This is a genomic window from Streptomyces sp. NPDC056169 (genome assembly GCF_042268445.1).
Taxonomy (GTDB): Bacteria; Actinomycetota; Actinomycetes; order Streptomycetales; family Streptomycetaceae; genus Streptomyces.
Genome location: NZ_JBHJUO010000006.1, coordinates 19,368 through 31,505, shown reverse-complemented (window position 1 = coordinate 31,505; position 12,138 = coordinate 19,368). Strand labels below are relative to the sequence as shown.

Annotated in this window: 9 protein-coding genes; 5 read left to right on the top strand and 4 right to left on the bottom strand. The window is 74.2% G+C overall.

Annotation, left to right across the window (positions count from 1 at the left end; genetic code table 11):
• Nucleotides 1-50: 50 nt before the first annotated feature.
• The 3 genes from ACFC0G_RS11015 (at nucleotide 51) to ACFC0G_RS11005 (ending at nucleotide 3,852) form a co-directional block, all read left to right on the top strand.
• Nucleotides 51-1,565, top strand: a complete 1,515-nt coding sequence (locus ACFC0G_RS11015; RefSeq protein WP_376400620.1) for a protein phosphatase 2C domain-containing protein — start codon at nucleotides 51-53, stop codon at nucleotides 1,563-1,565.
• 27 nt (nucleotides 1,566-1,592) lie between these two features.
• A complete protein-coding gene (locus ACFC0G_RS11010) occupies nucleotides 1,593-3,335 on the top strand; it encodes a pyruvate dehydrogenase (RefSeq protein ID WP_376400617.1) in 1,743 nt (580 codons plus the stop codon).
• Between the two features lie 112 nt (nucleotides 3,336-3,447).
• The gene (locus ACFC0G_RS11005) at nucleotides 3,448-3,852 is read left to right on the top strand and encodes an ATP-binding protein (RefSeq protein ID WP_376401427.1); all 405 of its coding nucleotides are present in this window, start codon (nucleotides 3,448-3,450) and stop codon (nucleotides 3,850-3,852) included.
• Nucleotides 3,853-3,885: 33 nt separating this feature from the next.
• Here the strand turns inward: ACFC0G_RS11005 and ACFC0G_RS11000 are convergent, their stop codons facing one another.
• Nucleotides 3,886-5,022, bottom strand: coding sequence for a DUF2637 domain-containing protein (locus ACFC0G_RS11000; protein ID WP_376400614.1), 1,137 nt, complete (start codon nucleotides 5,020-5,022; stop codon nucleotides 3,886-3,888).
• Between the two features lie 204 nt (nucleotides 5,023-5,226).
• Complete coding sequence (locus ACFC0G_RS10995; protein WP_376400611.1) at nucleotides 5,227-6,102, bottom strand: (2Fe-2S)-binding protein; 876 nt, start codon at nucleotides 6,100-6,102, stop codon at nucleotides 5,227-5,229.
• A 193-nt stretch (nucleotides 6,103-6,295) separates the two neighbouring features.
• Between ACFC0G_RS10995 and ACFC0G_RS10990 the strand changes: the two genes are divergently transcribed.
• Both ACFC0G_RS10990 and ACFC0G_RS10985 read left to right on the top strand, forming a co-directional pair.
• Complete coding sequence (locus ACFC0G_RS10990; RefSeq protein WP_376400608.1) at nucleotides 6,296-7,174, top strand: GntR family transcriptional regulator; 879 nt, start codon at nucleotides 6,296-6,298, stop codon at nucleotides 7,172-7,174.
• 76 nt (nucleotides 7,175-7,250) lie between these two features.
• On the top strand, nucleotides 7,251-8,927 hold the full coding sequence (locus tag ACFC0G_RS10985) for a WD40 repeat domain-containing protein (RefSeq protein ID WP_376400606.1): 1,677 nt from the start codon (nucleotides 7,251-7,253) through the stop codon (nucleotides 8,925-8,927).
• A 119-nt stretch (nucleotides 8,928-9,046) separates the two neighbouring features.
• Here the strand turns inward: ACFC0G_RS10985 and ACFC0G_RS10980 are convergent, their stop codons facing one another.
• Both ACFC0G_RS10980 and ACFC0G_RS10975 read right to left on the bottom strand, forming a co-directional pair.
• Entirely contained in the window at nucleotides 9,047-9,835 is a 789-nt protein-coding gene (locus tag ACFC0G_RS10980) for a hypothetical protein (RefSeq protein ID WP_376400603.1), read from the bottom strand.
• Nucleotides 9,836-10,135: 300 nt separating this feature from the next.
• Nucleotides 10,136-11,833: a PucR family transcriptional regulator gene (locus ACFC0G_RS10975; protein ID WP_376400600.1), complete on the bottom strand. Its 1,698-nt coding sequence runs from the start codon at nucleotides 11,831-11,833 to the stop codon at nucleotides 10,136-10,138.
• Nucleotides 11,834-12,138 lie beyond the last annotated feature (305 nt).

Below are 12,138 nucleotides of genomic sequence, written 5' to 3'. Positions count from 1 at the left end.
GTTTTCCTGATGTCCGTTTTCGGGCGCCGTGCGCGGTGGACAATAAGGGCATGACTCAGCAGGGGGACAACTGGTGGGACAAGCTCTACGACGAGTCGGCGCCGGACACGGCCCCGACGGTCTCGGGTGACACACTCGACGACCACTTCGCCACGGCGCCCCGCGCCACCACGGACCCGCCGGGCCCCGGCCCGGACCCGAAACGCGAGGACCCCCGGACGGCGCCGTCGCCCGTCCCGTCCGACAGGGCGCCCTGGGAGGCCCCCGAGACGGGGCCGCGCTCCTTCCCCGGACCGCCGCCCCCGCCGCCCCCGGTCGCCCCGCCGGTCGAGACGCCCACCGTCCAGGTGCCCGTGCCCCCGGCCGACGAGGAACCGGACGCCGACCTGGACACCGGCCCCTACGGCGACCTGGACATCGGCCCGTACGTCGACCTGGACACCGGCCCGTACGGCGACCTGGACACCGGCCCCTACGGCGACCCGGACATCGCCCCGGAGACCGGCCCCGACGCCGATCTCACCGTCCAGGTGCCCGTGCCCCGCCCCCGGGCCGCCGGCTTCGTCGGCAGCAGACCGCCGACCTACGAGGCCGAACCCACCGCCCTCCCCATCGCCCGCCCCGGCGAGCTCGCCGAACTGGTCGCCGACACCGTCCTCGACGGCGCCCGCTACGGCACCTGCACCCTGCGCGCCGCCTCCGTACGCGGCGACTCCGCCCGCTACCGGGGCGAACCCCGCCGCGACGCCCTGCTCACCGCCCGCTTCGGCCACGACGAGGCCGCGCTCGTCCTCGTCGCCGTCGCCGCCGGCTCCCGCGCCGCCGAGGACGCCCACCTCGCCGCCGCCGACGCCTGCCAGTGGATCGCGGAAGCCGTCGGCCGCAGCCACGCCCGGCTCTCCGAGGACGTCAGGACCGGCCGCCGCGGCGACCTCAAGTCCGGACTGCACCGGCTCACCGACCGGACGTACGGCAAACTGCGGGCCCGTGCCGCCGACCGGGGCCTCGCCCCCGACGAGTACACCGCGACCCTCCGCTGCCTGCTCGTCCCCGCCGACCCCGAGTGCCGCACCCGGGTCTTCTTCGGGATCGGCGGCGGCGGCCTCTTCCGGCTCCGCGGCGGCTCCTGGCAGGACATCGAACCGCTCCTGCCCGAACCCGCCGCCGTCACCGGAGCCCCGGTCGTCGGCTTCGGCTCGCCGCCCCCACCGGCGGGCGACACCGGCACCGACACCGAGGCCGAGGCCGGGACGGAGGAGGGCGACCGGCTCACCATGAACCTCGGCGTCACGACCGCGCCGGGCCCGATCGTCGAGGACCCCGTACCGCCGCCCGCCGAACCCTTCCGCTTCCGGGCCTCCGTCGCCCGCCCCGGGGACACCCTGCTCCTCGCCTCGCCCGGTCTCGCCGAGCCGATGCGCGGCGAACCCGCCCTCGCCCGCGAACTCGCCGCCCGCTGGGCCGGCCAGGAGCCGCCCGGCCTCGCCGCCTTCCTCGCCGACACCCAGCTGAGGGTGACGGGGTACGCCGACGACCGTACGGGGGCGGCCGTCTGGGAGGCGTAACGCGCCGGGTCATGTGTTGATGGAGCCATGGCCAAACAGAACGTCGCAGAACAGTTCGTCGACATCCTCGTGCGCGCGGGCGTGAAGCGTCTGTACGGCGTGGTCGGCGACAGTCTGAACCCGGTCGTCGACGCCATCCGCCGTACCCCCGCGCTCGACTGGATCCAGGTGCGGCACGAGGAGGTGGCCGCGTTCGCCGCCGGCGCCGAGGCACAGATCACCGGCAGCCTCGCCGCCTGCGCCGGCTCCTGCGGTCCCGGCAATCTCCACCTCATCAACGGCCTGTACGACGCCCACCGCTCGATGGCCCCGGTCCTGGCCCTCGCCTCGCACATCCCGTCCAGCGAGATCGGCCTCGGCTACTTCCAGGAGACCCACCCCGACCAGCTCTTCCGCGAGTGCAGTCACTACAGCGAGCTCATCTCCAACCCGAAGCAGATGCCCCGGCTGCTCCAGACGGCGATCCAGCACGCCATCGGCCGCAGCGGCGTCAGCGTCGTCTCGCTGCCCGGCGACATCGCCTCCCTGCCCGCCCCGGACAAGGCGGTCGAGACCGCGCTCGTCACCTCCCGCCCCACCGTCCGGCCGGGCGACGACGAGATCGACGCGCTCGTCCGGATGATCGACGCGGCCGATCGGGTGACGCTCTTCTGCGGCAGCGGCACGGCGGGCGCGCACGCCGAGGTGATGCAGTTCGCCGAGCGGATCAAGTCCCCGGTCGGCCACGCCCTCCGCGGCAAGGAGTGGATCCAGTACGACAATCCGTACGACGTCGGCATGAGCGGGCTGCTCGGCTACGGCGCCGCCTACGAGGCCACCCACGAGTGCGACCTGCTCATCCTGCTCGGCACCGACTTCCCGTACAACGCCTTCCTGCCCGACGACGTGAAGATCGTCCAGGTCGACGTCAGGCCCGAGCACCTCGGCCGGCGCTCCCGCCTCGACCTCGCCGTCTGGGGAGACGTCCGCGAGACGCTGCGCTGCGTCGTCCCGCGCGTCCGGGCCAAGACCGACCGCCGCTTCCTCGACAAGATGCTCAAGAAGCACGCCGACGCGCTCGAAGGCGTGGTCAAGGCGTACACGCGCAAGGTCGAGAAGCACGTTCCGATCCACCCCGAGTACGTCGCCTCCGTGATCGACGAACTCGCCGACGGGGACGCCGTGTTCACCGTCGACACGGGCATGTGCAACGTCTGGGCGGCCCGCTACCTCTCGCCCAACGGGCGGCGCAGGATCATCGGCTCGTTCAGCCACGGCTCGATGGCGAACGCGCTGCCGCAGGCCATCGGCGCCCAGTTCACCGACCGCAACCGGCAGGTCGTGTCGCTCTCCGGCGACGGCGGATTCTCCATGCTCATGGGCGACTTCCTCACCCTCGTCCAGTACGACCTTCCGGTGAAGGTCGTCGTCTTCAACAACTCCTCCCTCGGCATGGTCGAGTTGGAGATGCTGGTGGCCGGACTGCCCTCGTACGGGACGACGAACAAGAACCCGGACTTCGCGGCCATCGCGCGCGCCGCCGGGGCCTACGGCGTCCGCGTCGAGAAGCCCAAGCAGCTCACGAGCGCCCTCAAGGACGCCTTCAAGCACAAGGGCCCGGCCCTCGTCGACGTCGTCACCGACCCCAACGCGCTCTCCATCCCGCCCAGGATCAGCAGCGAGATGGTCACCGGCTTCGCCCTCTCCGCCAGCAAGATCGTCCTCGACGGCGGGGTGGGCCGCATGCTCCAGATGGCCCGCTCCAACCTGCGCAACGTCCCCCGGCTCTGAGCCCCCCGGCTCCGAGACCCCGGCCCGGAGTGCCGCGGCTCCGAGGGAATGCGGGCGGCCCCGTGGGGCATGCATCCCCGTGAGCCTGTTCGACGACGCGTGGGTGGGGGATATGGCCGGGGAGGCACGACAGCCGACTCAACTGCTCAGGAAGGTGGGATGCGAGGATCTCACCGCGGTGCCGGAGGTGCGACATGCCTTGCGGGAAATGCTGCGGACATGGGGCGGACCGGGCGCCTCCGACGTGGCCGAACTGCTCACCAGCGAACTGGTGACCAATGCCCTGGTCCACACCGACCACGGAGCCGTCGTGACCGCGACGGTCGTCCCCGAGCAGCTCAGGGTCGAGGTCCGGGACTACCTCCCCGGCCTGGAATCGCCGCACGCACCGCCCGCCGACGACGGTACGCACGGCCGGGGGCTCGTCCTCGTCCAGGCCCTGGCCGACTCCTGGGGAGTCGAGGAGCACGGGGGCGGCAAGGTGGTCTGGTTCGAACTGAACGGCGGGGCCGCCTGAGAGGCGGCCCCGCCGGATTCGTGTGGTTCCCGCTCAGCCGAACTGCTGCTCCAGGTCCTTGAGCTTGCGCTCAAGGGAGTCGAGCCGGGGCAGCGTCTGGGTGTCGTCCTCGGCGGTCAGGTCCACCGTCCGGGAGTCGCCCGTGCGCGCGTCAGCGCCTTTTACGGCTTGCAGGGAGGGCCGGGGTCGAAGCGGCAGTTGTCCCGGGTCCGCTATGGCGGGCTCCGCGACGGCGGCCTGCACGGACGCCGTCGCGGAGCCGGAGCCCGCACCCGATCCGGAACCGGAACCGGCGCCCGAGCCCGTACCGGCGCTCCCCGCGGCGCCCAGTGCCGCCATCTCGACCTGCCGGTCGGTGCCGCCGCCGCGGCCGAGCCCGAAGGCGCGGTGCTGGCGGTTGATGGCCTTGAGCCGCGCCCGGTCGAGCTTGACCTGGTCGCGCCGGCGGAGCCGGTTCTGCTCCTTCTCCCGCCGGTCCTCGCGGACCTCGTCGACGGCCTCGTCCAGCGTCCGTACGTTCTCCAGGAGCATCAGCGACCAGGCCGCGAAGGTCTCCCGGGGGGCCCGCAGCCAGCGGACGATCCGGATCTGCGGCAGCGGTCGGGGCACGAGGCCCTGCTCGCGGAGTGCGGCCCTGCGGGTCTGCTTCAGCGCCCGGTCGAAGAGGACCGCCGCCGAGAGGGACATGCCCGCGAAGAACTGCGGCGCCCCGTCGTGTCCCAGGCCGCGCGGGGCGTGCACCCAGTTGAACCAGGCGGCCGCGCCGGCGAACAGCCAGACCAGGAGCCGCGAGCCGAGCGCCGCGTCACCGTGGCTGGCCTCGCGGACGGCGAGGACGGAGCAGAACATGGCGGCGCCGTCGAGGCCGAAGGGGACGAGGTACTCCCAGCCTCCGGAGAGGTTGAGGTTCTGCCGGCCGAAGCCGACGAGTCCGTGGAAGGAGAGCGCCGCCGCGACGGCGGCGCAGCAGAAGAGCAGGACGTAGGAAGCCGTTCCGTACACCGCCTCCTTGCGTCTGCGGCGCTCTTCGTTGCGCTCCCAGGAGTCCTCGGCCGCGGCCTGGTCACCGGCGCGCTTCCCGCGCGCGAGCACCGCCACCGCCGTCAGGACCCCGGCCACCATCACGCCGCCCGGAAGCAGCCAGTCCAGCGATATGTCGGTCAGTCTCATGCGGTGTCCCTTGCATCGCAGTAGGGCGTTCAGCGGCCCATATTGGCCGACCCCGTGCGGCGCTCAAGCGGTTTCGGGGCAAGAGCACGCCATCGGGGTGCCAGGGCATACGAATAGGTGCCATCTGCTCGAACATCCATGCAAGGGAAGGGGGTTGGGTTCGATTTACGCCATCCGTTCGGGTGGCGTAATCACCCGGGAGCCTCAGGCGGTCGCGGCCAGGCGACGGACGCGCTCGGTGTCGCAGGTGCGCGGGCAGGTGAGGCAGGTGTCCTCGGGGCGCAGTGTGTAGAAGAAGCAGCAGGTCGCCCGGTCGCGGGTGGCGCGCGGCGCGCCGTCCGGCCCCTGGGTCCCGGCGAGCTCGCGGAAGCCGGCCGATCCGGCGTACGGCTTGTGCTGCTTGCGGGTGACCGTGGAGCCCGGCAGGAGGAGGTCGAGCTCGGCCATCGCCCGCTCCTCCTCGCCGAGCAGGGCGCCGATGTACCAGAGGCCCTCGACGATCTCGTCCGTGGCCATGCCCCACAGGGCCCGGCGGCCGCGCTTCATCCGGGGGCCGAAACCGCCGAGGACCGCCTCGAAGTGCTCGGCGAGCGAGGCGCGCACCTCGGTCCGCAGCGCCTCCTCGTCGGCGACGACCCGGGCGCCGGGCAGGCCGGCGGCGGGGTCGTCGGGCAGGCAGGCGAACTCCTCGACGCCGACCGACATGCGGCCGAGCGCGCGCTGGAACGACACGTTCGCGACGGGCAGTCGGGGCACCCGACGGTGCAGGAACCAGGGGACGGTGACGAGGAGGCAGGCGGGCCAGGCGTAGCGGTGGAGTCCGAAGCTCGCGACGACGTCGGGGCGGGCCTGGGTGCCGTAGTCGCGCAGGACCTGGGCGTTGTCCCAGGCGAGGAAGGCGTCGAGGGCGGCTCCGCCGGCCGCGAGCTCGTCGGCGCCGACCCAGCCCGCGCCGCGGGGCAGCTGTTCGTCCCGGGCCGTTTCCTCTATCCGCAGACCGGAGAAGACCTCGGCGAGCCGGGCGTAAGAGGCCGCGACGGGCGAGGTGAGGGGTGCGGGCAACAGGGCGGGGACGGTCATGAGGCCACCGAATCGCGATCGTTAGCAGGTAAGCCTTACCTTACCCGAAACTCGATCCGCTCTCACCACCGCTCGGACCGCGCCCGCCCGCGGGACGGTCCCCGTGCCCCATATGTCGGTCCGTTCGCCTATGGTGCACAGGGGACCCGGGCGACGCGAGCCGGGCCCGGCACGAGGCCGCAGGAGGACCCGGGTGGAGCAGGGCGCAGCGCGCGAGCGGGCGACGGAGAGGTCGTACCCGCCCTTCGGCGACGCCGTACGCGTACCGGAACAGGCCCGCGGCACCGATCAGGAACAGGTCCGCGGCACCGAACAGGAACGGGCCCGCGGCGCCGAGCGGACTCGCCGCACCGAGCAGGCCCGCGGCACCGAACAGGCCCGCGGCGAGCACACGCACGGCGAACCGGCGACGACCCGCCCCGCGCCCGCGCCCGTCCCCGCCCCGCGCGTCGTCCACCGGCACTCCGTCCGCGACCAGATCCTCGAAGCCCTCCGTACCGCCCTCGTCGGTGGCGAGCTCGTGCCGGGCGAGGTGTACTCGGGACCCGCCCTCGCCGAGCGCTTCGGCGTCTCGGCCACCCCCGTCCGCGAGGCCATGCAGCGCCTCGCCGTCGAGGGGGCCGTCGAGGTCGTCCCGAACCGCGGCTTCCGCGTCACCGAGCGCACCCCGCGCGAGCTCGCCGAGCTCGCCGAGGTCCGCGCGCTCATCGAGGTCCCCGTCATGCTGCGGCTCGCCCGCACGGTCCCGGCCGCCCGCTGGGCCGAGCTCCGCCCGCTCGCCGAGGCGACCGGGGCGGCCGCCGCCCGGGGCGACCGCGCCCACTACGCCGAGACCGACCGCGCCTTCCACCGGGCGGTCCTGGCCCTCGCCGGGAACGAGCAGCTGCTCGCCGTCGCCGACGACCTCCACCGGCGCTCCCAGTGGCCGCTGATCAGCGCCCCCGCCCTCCGCCACGGCGAGCTCGTCGCCGACGCCGCCGAGCACACGGCCCTGCTCGACGCCCTGGTCGCCCAGGACCTTCCGGTCGTCCAGTCGCTCGTACGGGAGCACTTCGCCGGATCGGAGTACTGATCGCCCGGGAGGCGTCCCGCGCATTAAGGTCGGTGACGTCAGCCCGCCCGCACCGCGTCGCCCGTGAGGTGTCCCCATGCCGTCCGCGACCCCGCCCCCGGCACGGGAGGGACGCCGAGCCCTCACCGGCACGGAAGCCGAGGCCGCGGCCCTGCTCGGCTGGCTCACCGACCCGGAGGCCCCCCGGCTCTGCCTCGTGACCGGCGCACCCGGCAGCGGCAAGACGGCCCTCCTCGACTGGCTCGCCGCGTACGGCCCGCGCTCCGGCCGCCGGCGCCGCCGCACACCCCGGGTGCTCGTCCCGCTCGCCGGGCAGAGCGCCCTCGGCGCGACCTGGACGATCGCCGACCTGCTCGGGGTGGTGGCCAGGTCGCCGGACGAACTCGTCCACGCCCTCGCCACCAGCGAGGCGCGGCCCTCAGGCCGGGCCGTCCTCCTCCTCACGGACCTCCACGCCGCCGCCGAGCCCGCCGCGCTCACCGAGCTCATCGGCGAACTCGCCGGGGTGGGCCGGATCCGGCTCGCCGTCGAGGCCCGGACCGGCAGCCCGGCCCCCGACACCCTGCGCGCCGCACGCCGGGCCACGGTCGTGGACCTGGAGGGCGAGCCCGGCCCCGGCCCCGGCCCCGACGCCGCCGCCCCCGCGGAGCCCGTACGCCCGCTCCCCGACCTCTCCGACCCGCTCGCCGTGTGCGCCGCCGACCCGCTGCTCGTCACCACCGCGTACGTCACCGGAACCGGCGAAGGCCCCGGCGGCGCCGCCGTCGACGACCGCGGGGGGCTCAGGACCGCCTGGCTGCGCGCCGGGCAGTCGCTCTGCCGCGCACAGGAACCGGCGGAGCGGGCGCTGGTGCTCCTCGCCGCACTGGGGGACGGTGCCGACCCCCGGCTGCGGCCCGCGCTGGCCGAGCTCGCCGCAGGCTCCGCCTGGCGGCTCCGCTGGTCCCGCAACCGCGGCGACCTGACACCGCCCTGGCCGGGTCCCGTCGCCGTACTCGGCGCCGCGGGCGGCCCGTTGGAGGGCACGCTGCTCGTCGGCGACCACACCGGGACCGTGCGCCTGCTCCACGAGGCCGACGCGAGTTCCGCCGGGCGCCTCCCGCACACCGTCCCCGGCCGGGTCACGGCGCTCGCGCCCGCCCCGGACGGCACGGTCCTGCTCCTGGACGACCAGGGGAGGCTCCACTCCGTCCGGGGAACGGTGCCCAGGGCCCCGTACCTGGAGCGTCTCACCGAGGCCGTCTCGAAGACCCTGGCCCGTCACCCCGGTACGGCCCTCGCGGCGATCGCGGGCTCGGTCGTGGTGGGGGACCGGCTCGGTTCGGTGCACGCCTTCGGTCTCACGGGCCTCCACCAGGCGGCCCCGCACAGCGGCCGGGTCACGGCGGTCGCCGCGGTGGAGTCCGAGACGCCGTTCGTGTGCTCCGGGGGTGCCGACGGGACGGTACGGCTCTGGACCCCGGGCCGCGACCCGCGCCCCGAACCCCTCGCGGAGCGCCGCTCCCCGGTGGTCTCCCTGCACGCGGCGGAGACCCCGCACGGCCCCCTGGTCGCCGTGGCCTGGGCCGACGGCCTCGTCGAGCTCCACCGCCCGGAAGGCGGCGCGACGCTCTCCTTCCGCCCCGGCCCCCCGGTCCGCGCGGTCGCGGTCACCGGCGCGGGCGCGCTGCTCGTCGGCACCGACGAGAGCCTGATGTGCCTCGTTCCGGCATCCCGGGAGAAGGTCGTCATCCGGTCGTCCGGCGAACGGTGACCTCGGAGGGTCGCGACGGTCGATCGCGGCCGCGACGCGGCGTTGTGCCCCGCGCCGCGGCGCGGGGCACAACGCACAACACCTGAGAGAGCGTCACTTCGGCGTTCCCGCCGGTGATTTCAGGTCGCGGTCCGGGGGGTCAGCTGGGCCGATAGCCAGGTCGGGACGCCGCCGAGGAGACGGAAGAGGCGGCGTGCCTCCGCCCGCAGCCGGCCGGCCTCCGGTTCCGTCTCGGTGTCGGCGAGGGCGGTCAGGGCCGGGGCCGTGCCGACCAGATAGCCCAACTCCTCGCGGATCCGCAGCGACTCGGCGAAACCGTGCCGGGCCTCCGCCAACTCGCCCTCCCTCAGGGCGAGTCCGGCGAGATGGCGCCAGGTGGAGGAGAGCAGCAGTGAGTCCCCCTGGTCCGTCGCCCCCGCGTGCGCCCTGCGGTACGCGGCGCGGGCCGCCTGCGGGGAGTCGCCGAGGTTCTGCGCGATGAGCCCGCGCCGGAAGTCCAGCAGGGGCCGGCCCCCTGCCGAGGGGCCGATCAGCGCCGCCGCGCGCCCCAGCGCCATCCGGGCCTCGTCGGCCCGGTCCCGTACCCCGAGGAGCGTGGACGCGTAGGCGAGATAGCCGCGTTCGCAGGCGGCGGCCCCGCGCTCCTCGTCGGTGCGGGCGACCGCCTCGGCGGTCCGGAGGGCCTCCTCGGCCTCGGCCCAGCCCTGTTCGGTGTAGAGACAGCGCTCGATCAGCAGGGCCGCCCGTTCGAGCGCGGCGGCCGGTTCGGTCGCGTACGGAGCGAGCAGTGCTGCCGCGTCCGTCCAACAACCTCGGGAGCGGAGCCGCCATATGGCGGTCTCCACGGGAGTCTCCTTGCCGTAGGCGAGGGACGGATCTTCGCCACCCCTTGATTCGGAACCAGACATGGCGGTATCCGCCACATTGCCCTCCCCGAGCGCGCCATTGAGCTGTTGAGTAGACCCGCATCTCAGCACGAAGGGCAGCACCTGGCCAAGGGGTCAGGTGAAAGAATTCACAAGAGTCCGGTGCGTGCGGACGCCACCGTCCGGGCAGTGGCCGACAGCCCGTCAGATCGCTGTCAGGCCCGGGATCAGGCGCCGGCGCGGCCCCTCGGCCACACCGGCCGAGGGGCCGCCACCAGCCCGGATGTCACTCCGACGGACTCCACCGAAAGAGTGAATTCGCCGGATGCGGATACCCGTGGATCAGCTCATCCGGAGGGCGAGGAAGAAGTCGAGCTTGTCCTCCAGGCGGGAGAGGTCGCGACCCGTGAGCTGCTCGATCCGGCCCACCCGGTAGCGCAGCGTGTTCACGTGCAGGTGCAGCCGGGTGGCGCAGCGCGTCCAGGAGCCGTCGCAGTCGAGGAAGGCCTCCAGGGTCGGGATGAGCTCCGCGCGGTGGCGCCGGTCGTAGTCGCGCAGCGGGTCGAGCAGCCGGGCCGTGAACGCGCGACGGACGTCGTCCGGGACGAACGGCAGCAGCAGGACGTGCGAGGCGAGCTCGTGGTGGCCCGCGGCGCAGACCCGGCCCGGACGGGCCGCGGCGACCCGGCGGGCGTGCCTGGCCTCCTCCAGGGCCCCGCGCAGGCCCTCCGCGGAGTGCACGGCCGCGCTGACGCCGAGCGTGAGCCGCCCGTCGTCGGCGAGGCCGGAGGAGAGCGGGGCGCGTACGGCGGCGAGCAGCGCGTCCGCGTGCAGTCCGAGCGCGGTCGCCTGGCCCTCGTCCTCGCTGTCCGGCAGCGGCGCGGCGGCCAGCGGCACCAGCGCGATCGCCTCGTCGCCGCTGTGCGCGACGGCGATCCGGTCCGCGGACTCGGCGCCGACGGTCGCCGGGTCGACGAGGATCTCCTCCAGGAGCGCCTGGGCGACCGGGCCGCCCTCCACGGCGGTGCCCTGACCGGCCTCCTGCTCCCATTCGACGCGGGCGACGACGACCTGCCAGTGCGGGGCCGTGCCGAGCCCGGGCAGCAGCACCGGGGCCGCGACCCGCAGGCGGGCGGCGATCTCGGCGGGCGCGGCGCCCGTCTGCACCAGCTCCAGGACCTCCTGGGCGAGCCGGCGCCGTACCGTACGGGCCGCGTCGCGCCGGTCCCGCTCGACGGCGATCAGCTGGGTGACGCCCTGGAGCAGGTCCAGCCGGGCGGCGGGCCAGTCCCCGGCGTCCGCCTCGACGGCCAGCAGCCAGTCCGACAGGACCGTCTCGCGCACGTCCCGGGAGGCGGGGGCGGGGCCGCGGCCGGTGTTGCGGATCGGGAACAGCGAGTACGTGGCTCCGGCGACGCTCAGCCGGTGCGGGCCGCGCCGGCCGGTCCGGGTCGCGGCCAGGTGTTCGCCCGCCAGGGTGGCCGCGAGGCCGTTGTCGAGGGGCTCGCCCGCGCCCGCGATCTGGCGGCCGGTGGGGGAGAGGACCCAGGCCCGGAGGTCCAGGTCGGAGCCGAGCAGGTCGAGGACGACCTCCGGGCCGCCGCCCGCCGGGCCGGACGTCATGAGCCGCCGGTGCCGGTCGACGACGGCCGCCAGGTCGCCGGCCCGCTCGCCGGAGACCTGTCGAACAACGTGCTCGGTGATCGTCGCGAACGCAACGGTCTCGTTCACCGCGAAGAGCGGCAGCCGATGGCGCAAACACGCCTGTACGAGATCGTCGGGAATGTCGCCGAGCTCCGCTTCGCCCGCCGCGAGGCCGGCCACCCCGGCCGAGGCCAGGATCCGGGCGAAGGGCTCGGCGTCCTCCGGCTCCCGCAGCCAGGCCAGACCGGTGAGCACCAGCTCGCCGCCGGACAGGTACCGGCTGGGATCCTTGAGGTCAGTCGTCATCACGCCGCGGACGGTGCGGTCCAGCTCGTCCTCGCCGCCGAGCAGGCGCAGCCCCAGCGCGTCGTTCTCCAGCAGTGCGCGCAGCCGCATCGTGTCGCCGCCGTTCCTTCGAGTGGGTGGTGGTGGGTCTTGGGTCTTCGTGGTGTCGCGTTGTCGACGGTGGCGTGGTGCCACCGTTTCCAGGGGAAAACGGAGAGGTTGCCGTTCTCCGCCTTTCGTTCGAATCTACAAGACGACGACGGGCACCAGCCAACTCCTTCATGTTTTCGGTGACTGCACCCGGGCGAAGGTGGGCTTGTGTACTAGGCCACACACCGCGTTAACAGCACATGAATAAGAAAGTCGAGGGCCGGCCGTCCCCCCGGGCCCATGCGTTCGACCCCCGATCACTAGAA

Coding starts and splice junctions, on each gene's coding strand:
- ACFC0G_RS11015 (WP_376400620.1), top strand. CDS start 51: ATGACTCAGCAGGGGGACAACTGGTGGGACAAGCTCTACGACGAGTCG.
- ACFC0G_RS11010 (WP_376400617.1), top strand. CDS start 1,593: ATGGCCAAACAGAACGTCGCAGAACAGTTCGTCGACATCCTCGTGCGC.
- ACFC0G_RS11005 (WP_376401427.1), top strand. CDS start 3,448: ATGGCCGGGGAGGCACGACAGCCGACTCAACTGCTCAGGAAGGTGGGA.
- ACFC0G_RS11000 (WP_376400614.1), bottom strand. CDS start 5,022: ATGAGACTGACCGACATATCGCTGGACTGGCTGCTTCCGGGCGGCGTG.
- ACFC0G_RS10995 (WP_376400611.1), bottom strand. CDS start 6,102: ATGACCGTCCCCGCCCTGTTGCCCGCACCCCTCACCTCGCCCGTCGCG.
- ACFC0G_RS10985 (WP_376400606.1), top strand. CDS start 7,251: ATGCCGTCCGCGACCCCGCCCCCGGCACGGGAGGGACGCCGAGCCCTC.
- ACFC0G_RS10980 (WP_376400603.1), bottom strand. CDS start 9,835: ATGTCTGGTTCCGAATCAAGGGGTGGCGAAGATCCGTCCCTCGCCTAC.
- ACFC0G_RS10975 (WP_376400600.1), bottom strand. CDS start 11,833: ATGCGGCTGCGCGCACTGCTGGAGAACGACGCGCTGGGGCTGCGCCTG.